This window comes from Croceitalea sp. MTPC6 (assembly GCF_036985525.1).
In the GTDB taxonomy this organism is placed as follows: domain Bacteria; phylum Bacteroidota; class Bacteroidia; order Flavobacteriales; family Flavobacteriaceae; genus Croceitalea.
This window is the reverse complement of record NZ_BTGR01000005.1, coordinates 40,568-59,611: the sequence shown is the minus strand read 5'-3', so window position 1 is coordinate 59,611 and position 19,044 is coordinate 40,568. Positions and strand designations below refer to the sequence as shown.

Annotated in this window: 17 protein-coding genes; 11 read left to right on the top strand and 6 right to left on the bottom strand. The window is 35.1% G+C overall.

The genetic code is table 11. From position 1 onward, the window contains the following. The first annotated feature begins 119 nt into the window (after positions 1 to 119). Complete coding sequence (locus AACP56_RS10625; protein ID WP_339338068.1) at positions 120 to 530, top strand: DUF4293 domain-containing protein; 411 nt, start codon at positions 120 to 122, stop codon at positions 528 to 530. 99 nt (positions 531 to 629) lie between these two features. On the opposite strand, the gene AACP56_RS10620 is transcribed toward AACP56_RS10625, so the two are convergent. The 3 genes from AACP56_RS10620 to AACP56_RS10610 all read right to left on the bottom strand — a co-directional run bounded on the left by AACP56_RS10620 (position 630) and on the right by AACP56_RS10610 (position 2,999). Then, positions 630 to 1,493 (bottom strand): DUF6503 family protein, encoded by an 864-nt coding sequence (locus AACP56_RS10620; protein ID WP_339338070.1) that lies wholly within the window; start codon positions 1,491 to 1,493, stop codon positions 630 to 632. 69 nt (positions 1,494 to 1,562) lie between these two features. After that, positions 1,563 to 2,501, bottom strand: a complete 939-nt coding sequence (locus tag AACP56_RS10615; RefSeq protein ID WP_339338072.1) for an MBL fold metallo-hydrolase — start codon at positions 2,499 to 2,501, stop codon at positions 1,563 to 1,565. A 3-nt stretch (positions 2,502 to 2,504) separates the two neighbouring features. Beyond that, positions 2,505 to 2,999, bottom strand: coding sequence for a metallophosphoesterase family protein (locus AACP56_RS10610; RefSeq protein WP_339338074.1), 495 nt, complete (start codon positions 2,997 to 2,999; stop codon positions 2,505 to 2,507). Positions 3,000 to 3,087: 88 nt separating this feature from the next. Here AACP56_RS10610 and truA point away from each other — a divergent pair, with 88 nt between their 5' ends. After that, positions 3,088 to 3,840: a tRNA pseudouridine(38-40) synthase TruA gene (truA, locus tag AACP56_RS10605; RefSeq protein ID WP_339338076.1), complete on the top strand. Its 753-nt coding sequence runs from the start codon at positions 3,088 to 3,090 to the stop codon at positions 3,838 to 3,840. After that, positions 3,827 to 5,602 carry an ABC transporter ATP-binding protein gene (locus tag AACP56_RS10600; RefSeq protein ID WP_339338078.1) on the top strand — a complete coding sequence of 592 codons (1,776 nt, stop codon included), beginning with the start codon at positions 3,827 to 3,829 and terminating at the stop codon, positions 5,600 to 5,602. Before truA ends, AACP56_RS10600 begins: the two co-directional genes overlap by 14 nt. A gap of 1 nt (position 5,603) precedes the next feature. Here AACP56_RS10600 and AACP56_RS10595 read toward each other — a convergent pair whose 3' ends face one another. Genes AACP56_RS10595 through folP form a run of 3 tightly spaced genes read right to left on the bottom strand, consistent with a single transcriptional unit; the run spans position 5,604 to position 8,031 of the window. Next, positions 5,604 to 6,341: a DUF3667 domain-containing protein gene (locus AACP56_RS10595; protein ID WP_339338080.1), complete on the bottom strand. Its 738-nt coding sequence runs from the start codon at positions 6,339 to 6,341 to the stop codon at positions 5,604 to 5,606. A gap of 26 nt (positions 6,342 to 6,367) precedes the next feature. Continuing rightward, positions 6,368 to 7,153 carry a diadenylate cyclase CdaA gene (cdaA, locus tag AACP56_RS10590; protein WP_339338082.1) on the bottom strand — a complete coding sequence of 262 codons (786 nt, stop codon included), beginning with the start codon at positions 7,151 to 7,153 and terminating at the stop codon, positions 6,368 to 6,370. Between the two features lie 41 nt (positions 7,154 to 7,194). Continuing rightward, positions 7,195 to 8,031, bottom strand: coding sequence for a dihydropteroate synthase (gene folP, locus AACP56_RS10585; RefSeq protein ID WP_339338084.1), 837 nt, complete (start codon positions 8,029 to 8,031; stop codon positions 7,195 to 7,197). A gap of 89 nt (positions 8,032 to 8,120) precedes the next feature. Between folP and AACP56_RS10580 the strand changes: the two genes are divergently transcribed. The 8 genes from AACP56_RS10580 (at position 8,121) to AACP56_RS10545 (ending at position 19,041) form a co-directional block, all read left to right on the top strand. Further along, positions 8,121 to 8,654, top strand: coding sequence for a DUF1599 domain-containing protein (locus AACP56_RS10580; RefSeq protein WP_339338086.1), 534 nt, complete (start codon positions 8,121 to 8,123; stop codon positions 8,652 to 8,654). Positions 8,655 to 8,656: 2 nt separating this feature from the next. Next, the gene (locus AACP56_RS10575) at positions 8,657 to 9,751 is read left to right on the top strand and encodes a BT_3928 family protein (protein WP_339338088.1); all 1,095 of its coding nucleotides are present in this window, start codon (positions 8,657 to 8,659) and stop codon (positions 9,749 to 9,751) included. 19 nt (positions 9,752 to 9,770) lie between these two features. After that, the gene (gene tpiA, locus AACP56_RS10570; protein WP_339338090.1) at positions 9,771 to 10,520 is read left to right on the top strand and encodes a triose-phosphate isomerase; all 750 of its coding nucleotides are present in this window, start codon (positions 9,771 to 9,773) and stop codon (positions 10,518 to 10,520) included. Positions 10,521 to 10,529: 9 nt separating this feature from the next. Continuing rightward, positions 10,530 to 11,360: a 50S ribosomal protein L11 methyltransferase gene (gene prmA / locus AACP56_RS10565; RefSeq protein WP_339338092.1), complete on the top strand. Its 831-nt coding sequence runs from the start codon at positions 10,530 to 10,532 to the stop codon at positions 11,358 to 11,360. Positions 11,361 to 11,445: 85 nt separating this feature from the next. Further along, positions 11,446 to 12,306: a zinc-dependent metalloprotease gene (locus AACP56_RS10560; protein ID WP_339338094.1), complete on the top strand. Its 861-nt coding sequence runs from the start codon at positions 11,446 to 11,448 to the stop codon at positions 12,304 to 12,306. A 135-nt stretch (positions 12,307 to 12,441) separates the two neighbouring features. After that, positions 12,442 to 12,720, top strand: coding sequence for an ATP-dependent Clp protease adaptor ClpS (locus AACP56_RS10555; RefSeq protein WP_339338096.1), 279 nt, complete (start codon positions 12,442 to 12,444; stop codon positions 12,718 to 12,720). Positions 12,721 to 12,786: 66 nt separating this feature from the next. After that, complete coding sequence (locus AACP56_RS10550) at positions 12,787 to 15,579, top strand: helix-turn-helix and ligand-binding sensor domain-containing protein (RefSeq protein WP_339338098.1); 2,793 nt, start codon at positions 12,787 to 12,789, stop codon at positions 15,577 to 15,579. A gap of 267 nt (positions 15,580 to 15,846) precedes the next feature. Next, on the top strand, positions 15,847 to 19,041 hold the full coding sequence (locus AACP56_RS10545) for a glycoside hydrolase family 2 TIM barrel-domain containing protein (RefSeq protein WP_339338100.1): 3,195 nt from the start codon (positions 15,847 to 15,849) through the stop codon (positions 19,039 to 19,041). The last annotated feature ends 3 nt before the right edge of the window (positions 19,042 to 19,044 follow it).

Genomic DNA, 19,044 nt, shown 5'->3' with positions numbered 1-19,044 from the left:
AGATATTCCTGGGTAAGTATACTTGATAATAACAGTACAATGATACAAATTATTTTTAAAGAAGAACTGTTATTTATCGAAAAGACACGTATTTTTGCCTTCTGTAATGCTTAAAAGCAATGATTCAGAGAATTCAGACGTTATATTTGGTAATAGTAGCATTGTTAGCTGGGGTAGTGCCTTTTTTTATTCAACTCTGGGTTGAAACTGATAATGGTGCAATTTTTGCTAAAAATGAAATGTTGATTTCAATAGCTTTTTACGTTATAGCTTTATTAGCTGGAATAGCTATTTTTCTATTTAAAAAAAGACAAAATCAATTTGTTGTGAACAGGCTGAACATGATATTAAATCTTTTTTTACTAGGATTTTTCGTTTACCGATCGCTAAACTTATCCGGAGAGACGGCGGTCTCTGAGAAGGGTATTGGGATGCTGATTCCTGTATTTTCTATCGTTTTTCTAGTTCTGGCCAACAGAGCTATCAAAAAGGATGAAGATCTTGTAAAATCTGTTGATCGTTTACGTTGAACCTAACATCTTAGTAGTATTAGTGCGTAAAACCCCGATGCAAAGCATTGGGGTTTTTTGTTTCAATTTTATAAAGTAACACTGCAACTTCCTTTCAATCTAATTTGCAGATACCATTAGATTAGCTGTAGTAAATCCATTGTTAAAAGAAATATCTGTAAGTGTTTGAATTAGGTTTGGAGATTCTGCATATCCATTTTCACTTGGCATGTAATAACTACGTTTAGTTGCTATCATTTGGCCTTCTACATCCTCATACTCGTAATCAGCTATAATTAAAGGCTCATTTACCCCCATAAAAGGCAGTGAAAAATAAAAACGGTCTATTAGTTTAGTTTTTGGATTTACATAAAGGATATAAATATCATTCTGCTCTTTACCAGTAATGGTTGGATCATAAGTAACATTTAATTTGTCATAAGTTGTTCCATTTAATTCTTCTTGACCTATGTACGTTGTCATTGTCCCCTTGTCATTAAGCTTATAAGGCATTACAAACCAGAAATAGTTTGCTTTTCTTAAAAAGTCTCCAACAATATTAGCCTGTTGGTCTGTATTTTTGGCGCCATCCACTAGAACAATGGTTTCCTTCCCATCAAAGCACTGTGTAACTTCTCCTGCAACCCCAGGCATCACATTGATTTCGTGTTTGGTGTAATGACCGTAAGATGCTTCAGAATTAAAAATATAGCGTTCTATAGAAATATCTGTTTTGTTGGCATCTGGGCTATGGTAATTATAAGTGTATTGTACATCTTTCTTTTTCCAAAGGTCTCCCCAACCACCATGGGAATATTCAATTGCAGCTAACATGCTTTGAGGGTCATCTGTACTATAAGCAGGTACTTCCATTTTCTCAGCAACGGCTTCAACTTTTTCTTCTGTTTTCTTTTCTTTTTCTACGCACGAGGTAAGAATGAAAAGAAAAGCAATTGCGATGAGTTTCAAATTTTGTGTTTTCATGTTTTGTTTAAAAATTATTTAATTCCTTAGACGGTAGAAATCTATTTTCTTACAGCTATGAAATATAATTTATAAACGAATAGTTTGACCGAAGTTTGCTATATGAAAACCTTGCTTTAATACCATAGTTGCCTGTTCACTTTCTTTATCTAAAACTGGATTGGTGTGGTTGAAATGAATAAAATGAATTTTCTGCTTTTCAGATTCTGGAAGGTTTTTAAAAAGCTCCATACTTTCCACAATGAATGGGTGAGGAATTTCTGAGATACTACGATTATTTAGTTCTTCGCCATAAAAAAAAGTAGCATCTAAAAATGCATAATCTACTTTTTTGATTTCTTCAACAATATCCTTTTCCCATTTACTCCATTTATCAATATCTGGAACAAACAACAATGATTTTTTAGGACCAATAATTTTATAGCCTACAGTTTCTGAAAATTCATCTCGGTGTGGAACTAAAAAGGGGATTACTTTTAGATTTGTTGTGAGCTTAATTTCCTTTTCATTTATTAATTCTTGAGTGGATATATTATTCAAATTCACCAACTGATTCCAGGGACCATTTTTTTTCAAAAAAGCTTTCATTTTTGGCATGGCATAAACCTTAGCGTTTTTTGCACCAAGTGCTTCACGCCCTAAATACATTAAGCCTGTATAATGCCCAATATGAGCGTGTGTTAAAAAGATGCCGTTTGGAACTATGTTTGCAGTTTTGGAATATTCTCTAAGCAATTTTAATTGCGCAGTTATGTCCGGTGTGGCTTCAAACAAAAAAGTTTGTTCTTTTTCGTGGTCAACGAGCCCTAAAGAGACAACCTTTCTTGTAGTATCAGGATTTGAGAATAAAAATGAACAACACTCTTTTTTACATCCAATATGTGGACTCCCTGCATCCTGTACAGTTCCCAAAACAATAATTGAGACTTTTGCTTCTAAAACTGTTTTTGATTGTCCATTACACCCCAAAAGGGTAAGAAGAACACATGCAAAAATGATTTTTTTCATTTACTATCTATTACCTAGTTCAATAACTTCCAAATCACTTATTTTTTCACCGTCAATTACAAACCGTAACATTGTCCTAACTTGATGAAATCCATGTTTCCCACATGCCCCAGGATTCATGTGCAACAAATCATATCTTTTGTCATGCATTACTTTAAGGATATGGGAATGACCGCAAATAAATAGCTTTGGTGGGTTCCTTTTAATTTCTTCCCGTACGCGCACATTGTATTTGGTGGGATATCCACCTATATGGGTAATCCAAACATCAACCCCTTCACAAAAAAAACGGTTATGCTCTGGGAATTCTTTTTGTATCACATGGTCATCAATATTGCCATAAACTCCTCTTACAGGTTTTAATGACTTCATGCTATCTGTGACATCAAGACTACCAATGTCACCAGCGTGCCAGATTTCATCAGCTTGCCGAACATATTTAATAATAGCATTGTCCAAATAACCGTGAGTGTCTGAAAGAAGAAGGATTTTGGTCATAACGCTAAAAATATGCTAAAAAAGTAGAGCTAACTTCGCCTTGATGATGATTAAAGTATCTTTGCCTTGCTAAAAATAGCGGTTTACCTTGAGATATTTTATCCAATTTGCTTATTTCGGAAAAGCATATCATGGGTGGCAAAACCAACCTAATGCAGTTACGGTGCAACAAGTTTTAGAAGAAGGCTTGTCTACTTTGTTGCGTTCCAAAGTTGCAGTTGTAGGTGCTGGGAGAACTGATGCCGGTGTTCATGCAAAAGAAATGTTTGCGCACTTTGACCATCAAGATATTGCTAATTCAAGTGAACTTGTTCATCGTTTAAATAATTATCTGCCTACAGATATATTAGTCAAGTCTATTTTTGATGTTCATGAAGAAGCACATGCACGATTTGATGCATTGGAACGGACGTATGAGTATTGGATAACCCAAGATAAAAACCCATTTCTTTTTGATGCAGCGCATTACATATGGAAATCTTTAGATGTTGACTCCATGAATAAAGCTGCAGAAAATTTACTGGATTACGAAGATTTTGAGTGCTTTTCTAAATCGAATACAGATGTAAAAACCTTTATTTGTAAGGTTAAAAAAGCTGTTTGGAAATTAGAAGATCATAAGCTGATATTTACCATTACCGCTGATAGGTTTTTAAGAAATATGGTACGGGCAATAGTTGGTACTTTGCTAGATGTGGGACTGGGCAAAATAACACCCGAAACCATTAAAGAAATTATTGAAAGTAAAGATAGGGGTAGGGCAGGTGTTTCTGTACCTGCAAAAGGGCTATATTTAACCAAGGTTTTATATCCAAAAACGATAGTTGATGAGTCAAGATAAAGAAACTGGAAAAGCATTTGATTTTGGATTGTTTAAGCGTGTTTTTCAACATACAAAGCCATATAGGTTAACGTTTTATGGAGTGGCCTTAATTGCCATATTGCTTTCTGCCTTTGCAGTTTTCACTCCTTTGATTATTGGAGATATTGTAGATAATGCCATTACCAACAAAGACCAGGAGCGACTTTTGCTTTTGGTCATTGCTATGTTTGGAGTACTTATTGGTGAGGTTACATGCCAATTACTTTTTACATTTTACGCCAACCTTTTAGGGGAATCTGTTATTAAAGATATTAGAATACGTCTGTTTGAAAAGATAATGGGTTTTAAAATGACCTATTTTGACAATTCTTCCATTGGTATTTTGGTTACAAGAGCTGTTGCGGATATGCAGCGGATAGGGGAAATTTTTAGTCAAGGTTTTTTTGTTATTGTAGCTGATCTTTTAAAAATGCTAGTAGTTGCAGTTATAATGCTAGTAATGAACTGGAAATTAGCGTTGATAGTTTTCGCAATTTTACCAGTGATCTTGTATGCCACTCGTTTATTTCAAAAGGCTATGAAATCTGCATTTATTGAGGTAAGAGCCCAGGTTTCGAATCTCAATTCTTTTGTTCAGGAACGTATTACGGGGATGAAGATTGTACAATTGTTCAATAGGGAGGAGATAGAAAAGGAAAAGTTCAAGGATATTAATGAAAAGCACCAAAATGCTTGGTTAAGAACGGTATGGTATAATTCTATATTCTTTGCGGTAGCTGAATTGTTGGGAGCTGTAAGCATTGGTCTTATTGTTTGGTTTGGTGGATTGCAAAATGTAACAGGAATAGATGCTGGTGAATACGGGGATATTTTTACGTTCATTCTTTTTTCGGGAATGCTTTTTAGACCGTTACGGCAAATAGCGGATAAGTTCAATACTTTGCAAATGGGTATGGTTGCTGCAAATCGTGTGTTTAATATACTGGATACGGAAAGCCATATTGTTAATGACGGGACCGTAGAAAAGTTGGATATGAAAGGAAACATTAAATTTTCTAATGTCCGGTTTGGTTATGTGGAAGATGAAGAAGTGTTACACGGAATATCTTTTAATGTAAATTCAGGCGAAACTATAGCAATTGTTGGTTCTACAGGTGCAGGTAAATCAACCATTATCAATCTATTAAACCGCTTTTATGAAATAAATTCAGGCGATATTTTTATTGATGATATTAATATTGAGGAGTATACGTTACAATCACTTCGTTCACACATAGCCGTTGTACTGCAAGACGTTTTTCTTTTTGCTGATACCATTGCGAACAATATTTCTTTAAAGGATAAGTCTGTTAGTGTTAGTGATATTGAAGCTGCTGCCAAACAGATAGGAGTGCATGAATTTATTTCTAGTTTACCAGGTGGATATGAGTACAATGTAAAAGAACGGGGAACAATGCTTTCTAGTGGGCAACGACAGCTTATTGCCTTTTTGAGAGCTTATGTCAGTAATCCAAGTGTTCTCGTTTTGGATGAAGCCACATCATCTATAGATACCTATTCTGAACAATTGATACAGCAGGCAACGGATAAGATTACCGAGGGAAGGACTTCGATAATCATTGCCCATAGATTGGCGACTATAAAAAAGGCAGATAAAATTTTGGTAATGGATAAAGGTCAAATTGTTGAAAGTGGCACTCACAAGGAATTGTTAGAAAAAGGAGGGTACTACAGCGATTTATATGAAGCTCAATTTTTAGCTGAAGAAGAGGTTGCTTAGTTTATTTTGGTCTAAAGTCTTCTAAACTCATGGCTCCTGACAATAGTCCAATCAAAACTATTAGTATTCCAATTCCCATCATTACTATGACAAGTAGGAAAAAGTAACCAAGGGCGCGTATAACCGCACTACCTATTCCAATTTTATGGATTTTCTTTAGGACATAAAATTGATATGTAATGGAAAGCACTAAAAAACACCAATTAAAAATATCGTACCGAAAATCAAAAATGCTAAAAATGGTGAGTCCTAAAACTACTTGAACAAATGAAGCTTGTCCAGTTGTATAAGCATTTGTAATTAAATGTTCTGTATAATTGAGCTTTCTGTTGTCTAAAAACAGAAGCCAAGTCATTAAAGCATATATGGGAATCAACAGATAAGAAAGTAAAGCTTGGTAGTCAAAAATAAAGTCCATATTAGGAGTATTCTCTTGACTAAAACTGTTTTCAGCTAGATTTATATGGTAAACATCCCTTAAGACAAAAAATAACAGACCAGAGAGTGTAATTGCAATTGCAAAAAAACTAATTGGATTCATATATTTTTTACGTGCCCCAGTAATAAAGCTCTCTACTACCACTTCTGGTTTGGTAAAAAGATGCTTTATAGTTTTAAATAGGGTGTTATCAAGATCAAATACCTGAAACTTTAAATCCTGCCAAACATTTTTTAAGGTCAATCGATTACGAATTACCTTTCCTCCACAGCTTGGGCAATAGCTAAAATCTGATCGCAAACTATTTTCACAAGTTTTACAGACCATTACTCTAAATCCTTTTTAATCATTTCGGTCAATTCTTCTAAACTTTTATAAAGCACGAATTCACCACTTTTTATATAGGAAATAAGTCCAGTTTCTTCACTGACTACCAAACACAATGCGTCTGTTTTTTCAGTGATGCCAACAGCGGCACGATGGCGCAGCCCAAAACGGAGTGGTATGGTACGCTCATTGGAAACAGGTAAGATTACCCTTGTAGCCGTAATATAATTGTCCTGTATGATAGCGGCACCATCATGTAAAGGACTGTTCTTATAAAAAATACTTTCAATGATGGGTTGGGTGATTTCAATATTCATTTTATCTCCAGAAGATTTCACAAAGTCCAAACTATTGGTCCGCTCAATGACCAAAATGGCTCCAGTTTTGCTCACTCCCATTTTTTCGCAAGCATTTATAATGGCCTCAACATTGGTATCGGTTGGTAAGCCTTCCTGTCTCAAAAATTTAAAGTGCCTTATAAAATTGCGTTTAGAAGCAAAATTCGTTGACCCAACCATGAGCAAAAATTTTCGGATTTCTTGTTGAAAAACAATTATCAAAGCTATTAGCCCAATGTTCATAAATCCGCCGACCATGCTGCTTATCATTTTCATTTGTAGCAATTCGGTAAGTTTCCAAAGTGCCCAAACAATAACAATACCAATAAAAATATTGATGGCAACTGTGCCTCTAACTAACTTATAAACATAGTAGAGTAGTACAGCGACCAAGATAATATCTATAAAATCTGTGATTTTAAATTCAAGAAAATTTAGAAAATCCAAACGCTGTGTTTTTGTAAAATTAACAATTTTAAAAGAACAAATCAGGAATTCTTCATGGTGTTTAGTTCATTGAAAAGCACAACACATTCCATTGCTTCTTTAACATCATGAACACGTAAAAAATTAGCGCCACCAGCCAATGCACTCATATGTAGCGCAGTTGTTCCATTTAATGCATTTTCTGGAGTTGTGTCAAGTAATTTGTAAATCATGGATTTCCTGCTCAATCCTGCTAGAATGGGTAAATCAAAGTTTTGAAACAAATTGAGATTGGCCAATAATTCAAAGTTTTGCTCAATGGTCTTTGCAAAGCCAAAACCTGGGTCAAGGATAACATCATTTATTTTTTTAGTTCTTGCAGTGGCCACCCTTTCGGAGAAATAGTACAATATGTCTTTTAAAAGGTCATCATAATCTGTCATTTCTTTCATGTTCTGTGGATTTCCCCTCATGTGCATCATGATGTATGGAACTTGATGTTTGGCAACAGCATCCAACATATTTTCATCAAGTTTCCCAGCTGAAATATCGTTAATTATAACAGCTCCAATTTGTATGCATTCAGAAGCTACATTACTTCTAAATGTATCAATGGAAATTAATGTGGAGGGATATTTTTTTAATACCACCTCAACTATTGGTGTGATGCGCGAAAGCTCTTCTTCTTCAGAAATATGTTCTGCACCGGGTCTTGAGCTATAAGCGCCAATATCTATAAATGATGCACCCTCAAAAAGCATTTTTTCTACTTGATTCAGTATACCAGCTTCATTCTTATATTTTCCACCATCATAGAAAGAATCTGGGGTAAGGTTTAAAATTCCCATTACTTTGGGCTTTGATAAATCTACAAGGGTTCCTTTACAGTTTATGGTCATAAAAAATGTACGCTTTATTAGGTTTGTTTATCTTTGGCAAAGTGCATTTGCACTGATAAAAGTTGAAATTTACGCAAATAAGCGCTTACATGCAGCAGACTTCAAAACAGTACGATACAGTAATTGAAACCTGTAGAGAATTGTTCCTTAAAAAAACAAAAGATTATGGCACCGCATGGCGGATATTGCGACTGCCTTCATTGACAGATCAAATTTTTATAAAAGCTCAACGAATTCGAGGGCTTCAACAAAATTCGGTTAGAAAAGTAGATGAAGGTGAACAGTCAGAATTTATAGGAATCATCAATTATTCGATAATGGCATTGATTCAGATTGATAAAGGGATTGCGGAACAACCAGATTTGAGTATTAACGAAGCTATCTCACTTTATGATGAAAAAGCTACGCTTACCAAAACTTTAATGGAGAATAAGAACCATGATTATGGTGAAGCTTGGAGAGAGATGCGTGTAAGCTCATTGACAGATTTAATTTTGCAAAAATTGCTACGCGTAAAACAAATAGAAGATAATAAGGGTGAAACACTTGTTAGCGAAGGTATAGATGGCAATTATCAGGATATTATCAATTATGCAGTTTTTGCATTAATTCACCTATCATAAGAATGAAATATCTAGTTGGTTTTTCAAGAGTCTTTGTTGGTATTCTTTTTATCATTAGTGGATTGATAAAACTGAATGACCCGGTTGGTTTTTCTTTTAAACTGGAGGAGTATTTTAGCCAAGGAGTGCTTGATTTACCTGTTTTTATGCCATATGCTTTAGCAATTGCAATTATAGTTGTGATTATAGAAGTACTATTGGGAATTATGCTTTTAATAGGATATAAACCAAAATTCACGGTTTGGAGCCTCTTGGCAATGATAATTTTCTTTACTTTTCTAACTTTCTATTCCGCATACTTCAACAAGGTTACGGATTGTGGTTGCTTTGGGGATGCAGTTAAGCTCACACCATGGGAATCATTTACTAAAGACATCATATTACTGGTCTTAATTGTGGTTTTGGTAGTTGAAGTGAAAAACATTAAACCGTTATTCAATAATTTAAAGGGAACAATGGTGATGGCAGTCTCTTTGTTGGGATGTAGCGTTTTTTGTTATTATGTATTATACCATCTACCGGCAAAGGATTTTAGACCTTATAAAATAGGAGCTAATATCGAAGAGGGGATGAGCGTTCCAGACGATGCACCAAAGGCCCTATATGAATACGCTTGGCGTTTTAAGGTTAATGGAGAGGATAAAATAGTGGTAACCAACGGGGATTATCCAACTGTTGATGGTGACTTTGTTGATGTTGAAACTACTGAAATCCAAAAAGGCTACGAACCACCAATTCATGATTTTACTATTGAAAAAGATGGTGAAGACCTGACCTCTTTGCTCATGAATGAAGACAAACTGGTTATGGTAATTGCTTATGACTTAGCCAAAAGTAATTATGAAGCTTTTAAAGAAATCAAGAGAACAACTGACGAAGCTATTTCCAAAGGATATAAAGTGATTGGTATGTCAGCTTCTGGTACGGATAAGGCAAACTCTACTACTAAGGAGTATAGTCTTGATTTCGAGTTTTATTTTACAGATGAGACTACATTAAAGACCATTGTGCGTTCCAATCCAGCCATTTTGATTTTGGAAAGAGGTACAATAAAAGATAAAGTACATTACAACGATTTAGACAAACTAAAGCTTTAAACCAACATAAAATATAGCCATGAGAGCCAAAATAGTAGCAGGAAACTGGAAAATGAACAAGACATTACAAGAAACCGAAACGCTTTCTTCAGAGCTGGCCGCAAAATTGCCGGATACTGATGCTGAAGTTATAGTAGCTCCTACTTATGTTAACCTTTCCGCCGCGGTAAGAAGTTTAGAGAGCTCAATAATTCAAGTTGCCGCACAAAACATGCATTTTGCTGAAAATGGTGCTTACACGGGAGAAATTTCAGCCGATATGTTATTGGATATTGATGTGGACACAGTTATCTTAGGCCATTCCGAAAGACGTTCTCATTTTGGCGAGACAGATGATATGCTTGCTAAAAAAGTAAACACTGCATTAGAAAAAAATATGCGCATCATCTTTTGCTTTGGGGAAGAGTTGGAAGATCGTAAATCTGAAAATCATTTTTCAGTGGTTGAAGATCAACTAAAAAATGCCCTTTTTCATTTAGAGGCTTCTTCCTTTAAAAACATTGTACTGGCTTACGAACCAGTATGGGCAATAGGTACAGGCGAAACTGCTAGTCCAGAACAAGCACAAGAAATGCATGCGTTTATTAGGGATACAATGACTTCTAAATACGATGCTTCATTGGCCAATGGCATTTCTATTTTATATGGAGGTAGTGTAAAGCCTGGTAACGCCAAGGAAATCTTTTCCAAACCAGATGTTGATGGGGGACTTATCGGGGGAGCTTCATTAAATTGTGATGATTTTATTGCTATTATACGAGCAATATAATTAGGCTAAATGACCTATCTCGAATTTGATTTTACAATAAAGCCATTACAGCTTGGTTCTGAAATTCTTATTGCAGAATTAGGTGAAGCTGGTTTTGAAAGTTTTGTGGAGCATGATTCTGGTTTTCTAGCCTATATTCCAGAACAGGATTTTGATGAAGCTATTTTTAGCGAAGTTTACCTTTTAAACAATCCAAGTTTTGAAATTACCTGGAGCTCTAAAACCATTCAACAGCAAAACTGGAACTCCGAATGGGAAAAGAATTTTAATCCAATAAAGGTAAATGGCAAATGTGTGGTCCGAGCTCCATTTCACCCTAAAGAAGATGTGAAGTACGATATTGTTATAGAGCCTAAAATGAGTTTTGGGACTGGACATCATGAAACCACCCATATGATGCTACAGCATATTTTACATTATAATTTTGAAGATAAGTCAGTTTTGGATATGGGTTGTGGAACAGGAATTTTAGCAATACTAGCTGAAATGAAAGGTGCTAAAACTATTGATGCAATGGACATTGATAATTGGTGTTATCTAAACTCTTTAGAAAATGTAGCACGTAATAACTGTGATCATATTAATGTTTATGAGGGAGATGCCACTTTATTGGGCAGTAAAAAGTACAGTATTATCATTGCCAATATTAACAGAAATATTTTATTACAGGATATTTCTATTTATAGCTCTTGCTTAGATTCCGACGGTCTTCTATTTTTAAGCGGGTTTTATGAGTCTGACCTAAGTTTAATTTCTGCGGAATCAAAATCTCACTCTTTGATATTTCAGAACAAGCTTACAAACAATTCTTGGGTGGCTGCAGTTTATCGAAAAGGATAAAGAATTATCTATTTTACGAAAACGTTTTCGTACTTTAAAAAAACATTGGTATAGCCCTATATCTTTAACTTAAAACCTTTATACTATGAAAGATTTAAAACTCTTGTCATGCACCCTCGTATGTGCATTAATTACCATTTCTTGTCAGAAAGATTCTGTAGATGAAGTAGATTTAGAAAGTGCAAACGAAGAAGTTGTGTTGGACGCCTCTATTGAAATCACAGAAGAAATTTTGACCACATTAAAAACCAGTTATTTTAATACTAGCGAGGTTGAGATTATCGATTTTCACCTTCCAGATGGCTCAATTCAAAAACGATATCAATTGGAAGGAGATATCGCATTATCAAAAGCTCAAATGGACCAATTTATAGCTTTAGAAGGTAATGATGACAGAAACTATCATACCAACAACTTGGTAAACCCGAGAACCCTTAGCATTATTGGTTACACAGGTGGGAGTTTCGCCTTGAGCAATAAAGAACGTACCGCACTCCAATGGGCAGTCAACAATTACAATCGTTTAAATTTGGGCATTCGGTTCAATCTTACGTTTGGAACCAATTTTCAAAATAAGGATATGGTTGTTTACAATAATGAGGTCAATAACCCTGGCAGAAGTGGCGGGGTGGCAGGTTTTCCAAGCAACGGCAATCCTAATAAGTTCATCCAGATTTATGGTTTAGGTGGATTTTCAACTAATGTTAACGAACATGTTATTACTCACGAAATGGGGCATTCGGTTGGATTTAGGCATACTGATTGGTTTAGCCGTCAGAGTTGCGGAGAGAATGTTAACGAAGGTTCCGGGGGCATAGGTGCAAACCCTATTCCTGGAACACCTGCTGGTTATGATCCAACCTCATTAATGTTAGCTTGCTTTAATTCTTTGGTTGATGGAGAGTTCAATGCAAACGACGTTACAGCACTTAATTATTTGTATTAAAAAAAATAAACACATTTATTAATCTGGGTATAACAATGTCAAAAGAAGCGCCATTATCGGCGCTTCTTTAATTTTATGAATTGATTTTTGTGTCAAAAACTTTAATTCAATACATTTATCGCAAAGCACCGTAATATGTTTGGTACTAAAGAGAAAGTTTCCGAAGAATTACTACTTGAAGAAGATACAGTCAAGCAAAGTGAGATTGTACTTTTTAATGATGATGTCAATACTTTCGACCACGTTATCGACACATTAATAGCTGTTTGTGACCATACTCCAGAACAAGCAGAGCAATGCTCTTTAATTGTTCACCATAACGGAAAGTGTACCGTTAAAACTGGTGAATACGAAGATTTAAAACCTAGATGCACGAGGCTTTTACAGGCCGGTCTAAGTGCAGAACTGGTCTAAATTTTAAAAATTAGATAAAGGTTACATTCTTTCCTATCTTTAGCAATACACAAGCTCAGCCTAATTTTGCATAATTTTTTCAAAATACTTATTCTTTTTTATGGTCTTTCTGCTATTTCACAGGAACTTCCACCAATTCAAAATTTTGCTCCAGTAGACTATAATGGAGAAAATCAAAATTGGGATATCTCCCAGTCATCTTCTAAACTAATTTACGTTGCAAATAATAAAGGCCTGTTAGAATATAATGGGGCAAATTGGAAAATTTACCCTACTCCAAATGAAAGTATAATGCGATCTGTAAATGTAATAGGTGAACGTATTTATACAGGCTGCTACATGGAGTTTGGCTACTGGGAAAAAGATAGTTTGAATGTTCTTAGCTATACCTCTCTATCCAAAAAAATAAAAATCCCTTTAGTTGAAGATGAAGAATTTTGGAACATTATAAAGTTGGGGGATTTAATGGTGTTTCAATCAAAAAAGAGGATATATATTTTCAACGTGGTTGATGAAACAGTTAATACTATTGATTCCCAAAATACAATTCCAAAGATATTTAAAGTTAATGAGACTATTTATTTTCAAAGAATAGGTGAGGGCTTATATAAAATTGAATATGGTGAGGATACTTTGGTGAATAACGATGAAATAATAGAAAGTGATGAGATAATAAACATTTTTAAGCATGATGGAGGGTTACGTATTCTTACCCAAAATGAAGGTTTCTACGATTTTAGAGATGGTTCCTTAAACCAATCCGATATAGATTCCAATGAGTTTCTCTCAACTTTGAGCTTTTATGACGCTACTCGTCTAAAAGATGGACGTTTTGTCCTAGGGACCATTTCAAATGGTATTGTTTGTTTGAGTAAACAAGGAGAATTGGAAAGCCAAATAAATCAGAATAATGGTTTATCTAATAATACGGTTTTATCGGTTTTCGAGGATGTACAAAATAATATATGGCTAGGATTGGATAATGGTATAAGTTACATTAATACCAATGCCCCTTACAATGTTTTTAATGACAATAAAGGAATTCTTGGTAGCGTATATACTGCATTGGTTAATGATGATAAATTATATTTAGGAACTAACCAAGGCCTCTTTTATAAAGAGTTTGAAAGTGCTGAGACCTTTAAATTTATAAATGGCACCCAGGGGCAGGTTTGGAGTTTAAAGAATATAGATGGGACCATATTCTGCGGACATCATTCCGGCACTCTTATTGTTCAAGATGGGTCGGTAGAAAAAATAGCGAATGTGCCAGGTACTTGGGGGGTTTCTAAACTAGAGAACAATCCAGGACTATTAATACAGGGAAATTATAATGGATTACATATTCTGGAAAAAAATAATGATTCTTGGCAATTAAGAAATAAAATAGCTGGATTTAATAATTCCTCAAGATATTTCGAGACACTAGGGCAAACCATCTTTGTTAACCATGAATATAATGGAGTATTTGAACTGACAGTTGACAGTAATTTTTATAAAGTTGAAAAATTTGAAGAGGATACTTCTATTAGAGGTGCCAATTCCGGTATAATCAATTATAAAGGTGATATTTTATATGCATATAAGAGTGGGGTATTTAAATATGAAGTTGGGGAGAATAAATTTGTAAGAGATACATTGTTGAGTAGTATGTATACTGAAGATGACTATGAATCTGGGAAGTTGATTTTTAATGAGAATGACAATATTTTATGGGTTTTTACAAAATCTGGAATACGTTTTTTGGAGTATGAAACCTTAACCAATACACCACAATTAGAAACTATTCCCTTAACAAAAGAAGTACGCAATGGTATTCTTGGCTATGAAAATATATTAAGTTTAGGCAACAATGAGTATTTAATGGGGACTACCTCTGGCTATATTACTGCAAGGCTAGATGACCTATTGATTGAGGATTTTAAGGTGAATATTGATCGGGTGTTCGTTACGAATTATGAAGATGAAGGGCACATGATGGATAAAAGTAATAAAGGGTACTTAAGAACTCACGAGAACAATCTTGATATTTCATTTTACACACCAGAGTACAATAAGCTTTTAAATACCCAATATCAATTTCAACTTTTAGGAATTTATGATGATTGGAGCCAATGGTCAACTGCTTCAAATACAACTTTTGAGAATCTTTCATATGGTTCCTATATCTTTAATGTAAGAGCTAAGATCGGGAATAAGGTTTCTTCCAATATTGCAACACATAGTTTTCAGATTGCAAAGCCATGGTATATTTCCAATGTCATGATAGTGTTATATTTTTTAACCATGGTATTATTTTCTTTTATGATGCACAATCTCTACAAAAGTTATTATAAAAAACAACGAGAAAAGCTAATCTATAAAAACAAACAAGAATTGGCGTTAGCTCAGGTACATGGAGAAAAAGAAATCATAAGGATTAAAAACGAACAGTTGAAGACAGAGTTCAAAAACAAGAGCAAAGAGTTGGCAGCTTCGACTATGAGCATTATTAAAAAGAACGAATTATTGACAAACATTAAGGACGAACTTAATCAAGTGAATGATAAAAACTCTGTAAGATCTGTCATTAAGATTATTGATAAGAACCTTAAAAAGAATGATGACTGGGAACTATTTCAAGAAGCTTTTAATAATGCAGACAGTGAATTTTTAAAAAAGGTCAAAACACTACATCCTTCGGTATCACCAAATGACCTTAAATTATGTGCATATTTACGCTTAAATTTATCTTCAAAAGAGATTGCCCAACTGCTTCATATTTCACCTAGAAGTGTAGAAATAAAACGTTACAGACTGCGCAAAAAACTAAATTTGAAGTATGGAGATAATCTAGTGAACTACATTTTGGAGTTATAATAGCACAACATTTCCATTTTAGACCACAACACTTTCTTACATCACCTCAACATTACCTATACACGGATTGTTTAGCCTCTTTTTTTTTGTTCAACTTTAAAGGCGAGAAAACTAGGTTTTGACGAAATTTTCATAAACAAAACCATTCATTTTTGTTAATATGGCAATAATATAGCACCTTAATTATCATGTATACTTTTTGTAGAGGTACTTTTTATGGTATTCTTAATATTTAACAATATGTTTAGAAACTGAAAAAAAGAGAACATGAACACAATTCTTAGAAAATTATTAAAATCAATATTTCTGCTCTTATCAGTATTCACATTTGGACAGACGGCTAATGTTTCTGTTGTAAATAATGGTGAAGGAGCAAAATTGGTTGTTAATGGAGAAGATTTTATGATTAACGGTATGAACTGGGACTACATACCTATTGGAACTAACACCGTTAATGCAAATTTTTGGAAAAAGTCTGACGATGTAATCAAAGCTGGTCTTGATACAGAGATGTCGCTTTTAAAAAACATGGGTGTTAATGTAATACGTCAATATACCGGGGTTCCAGCTAAATGGATTAGATACATATATGAAAACTATGGTATCTACACCATGCTTAACCATTCATTTGGTCGTTACGGATTAACATTAGATGGAGTTTGGACTCCTGTTACTATCTACGATGATGAAAAAACTGCTGCGTTTTTGATGTCCGAGATGGAGGAATTGGTAAGGGGCTATAAAGATACACCAGGACTTTTGATGTACCTCTTGGGCAATGAAAATAACTACGGCTTGTTTTGGGCCGGTGCAGAAACTGAGGATTTTCCAGATGATGAAGGGGAGAAGCAATTTATTGGAGAAAAACGTGGTCGTCCAATGTATAGATTGATGAACGAAGCTGCTAAGCTAATGAAAGCTGCAGACCCTTCCCATCCAGTAGCTATATGTAACGGAGACGTTCTCTTCATTGACATAATTGCTGAGGAATGTAAAGACATTGATATTTATGGAACAAACACATATCGTGGTGCCTCTTTTGGGGATATGTTTCAAGTTGTAAAAGACAAACTTAATAAACCGGTAATGTTCACTGAGTTTGGTGCAGATGCATTCAACGCTATTGATAATAAAGAAGATCAATATTCCCAGGCCTACTACATGGTAGAAAACTGGAAAGAAATTTATGAGAATGCAGCAGGTTTAGGGAAGGCTGATAACTCTATTGGTGGATTTACTTTTCAATTTAGTGATGGATGGTGGAAATTCGGTTTTGACGATAGAAAGAATGCTGATGTACATGATAATAATGCATCATGGTCCAATGGTGGGTATGCTAGAGATTTAGCTTCAGAAGGAGCAAATAACATGAATGAGGAATGGTTTGGTATTTGTGCCAAAGGGCAAACAGATCCAAGAGGTCTGTACCAACTTTATCCACGAGCAGCTTATTATGCACTAAAGGACGCCCATCAACTAAATCCTTATGATGAGGGCGTTGACCTTGATTTTGTAAAAAATCATTTTAATAATATACAGTTAATGGATGCTGTGCTTAGGGCACGAGGGGATAAAGCTGCTTTGACAGGAGAGCAGAGCAATTTACTTCGCATAAGTAATCTTCAGGCAAAGTTTTCAACGTTTAGTACAGGAGGTAACCTTCTTACTACACCAAATAATGCAGACCCAGATGATCCTAATACTTTCCCTAATCAATTAGGGTTTGATCATATGCAATCTTACTTTGTTGGCATTGAAGGAAATCCTGCGCCAAATATGAGGGCAGAAGTAAACTTTAATATTGTTGGTAATGTGGCTCAAAACCCTATCAACGAGATTTTTTATGAAAACAATTCTAGACCTATAGAGGTCAATACAGATCAGGGTAATGTGCTTGTACAAGATGTAAATAGAATTCGGATGTATCAAGCAGAGTTTGAGTGGAATGCAAAAGAGTTCGACTTAAGAGGTTTTTATAGAACAGGACATTACCATTGGGGTTACGAAGGTGATTTCTTCGGTTTTTATCCTGAAGCTAATTATGGTCCTAATCTTGATATTTATAATGGTGAGATTTTAGGAATGGAAGTTGATGGGAAAGGAGCTCTCAAAGGTTTAAAAGCTGCTATTGGACCACAATTATGGTGGGGTGCAAATCCAACAATGCTTTTTAAGTATAGTACCCATCTAGGTAAGTTTGGTGTAACAGGTATTTACCACAGGGATTTCGAAAAAGACGTTGTGCTAGATGATAACGGAAGACGAGTTTTAGACGTAAACCAAACACGTAGTGGTGTAATACCAGCATGGCCTACAGAAAGAGCCTCTATCGCAATAGAAAGAGAATTTGGAAAGTTTGACGTTGTGCTTGGAGGAATATGGAGCGGTAGTCCGCTTAACGATATTGGATTTCAAGATGTTAGGGGAGAATCTGGTAACTATGTTGTATTTCAAGATAGGATTCAATCAACTGACAACTGGGGTGGCAAGGCAAAAATCACTTATGAAGGAGGAAAATTCAATTGGTATGGCCAGGGTGCAGCCATGGGTTTAATAGCTAATGGTGGTGCGGACCAAACATTAACTTTTACAGGTTGGAAATTAAGGGATTCTGGTAGTGGTAATCAAGTGAACGTATTATCTGGTTTTACTTACGCTACAGGAAATTTTCAAATTGCACCTAATTTCTTATGGCAAAAACCACTAGTGGATGCGATGCCTAATGATGTGGAAGGTCCAGGTCGTTTAAGGAATATTATTGACGACCCATTTTCGGTACGTGCTAACCGTGAAACAGTAGGAGGTGAAATATTATTAACCTTTGACCCAACTCCAGGTACATGGATGTATGAGTGGGATAACGATAGATCGGAAGATGCTAAGTTCGCTATGAACTTAGGTTTTGTATACCGTCACCTTCCAACAACACAAGATGCAGCCATTGGATTTTTGGCAAATCGTACCTTTTTTGCCTTTCCTAATTCTGCACCAGCAGAAGACTTATGGGAAGTACATTCTAGAATGGTATCTAAGCTTGGCTCTGACTTTGGTATAATAGGAAACTTCTATTACGGCAATGGACAGGCAAATGGTGATAGCAATCGATTGATAAGACGTTTTGGAGGAGATATCCGAATGTTATACAATAAATGGAAGGTACAATACACCCAAAAAATTAATGATTGGGGACCATTTGATTATCACCGAGATTTTAACTTAACATATCCAGTACAACTAATGTTGGATATATCTACAACACTTGGTAAACCAGATTGGTTTATCCTACCAAGTACTCAAGTAGGTATTAGGGGTACATGGCGTTCGTTGAACGAGTTTTCGCCAAGATATCTTCCAAACAATGCGCTAGAATTTGCTACTGAACCTATCATTAGCCCTGTTGGTTTTGGAAATGGTAGCGAATGGGAAATAATGACTTACGTACACATCAATATCGGGAAATAAAAA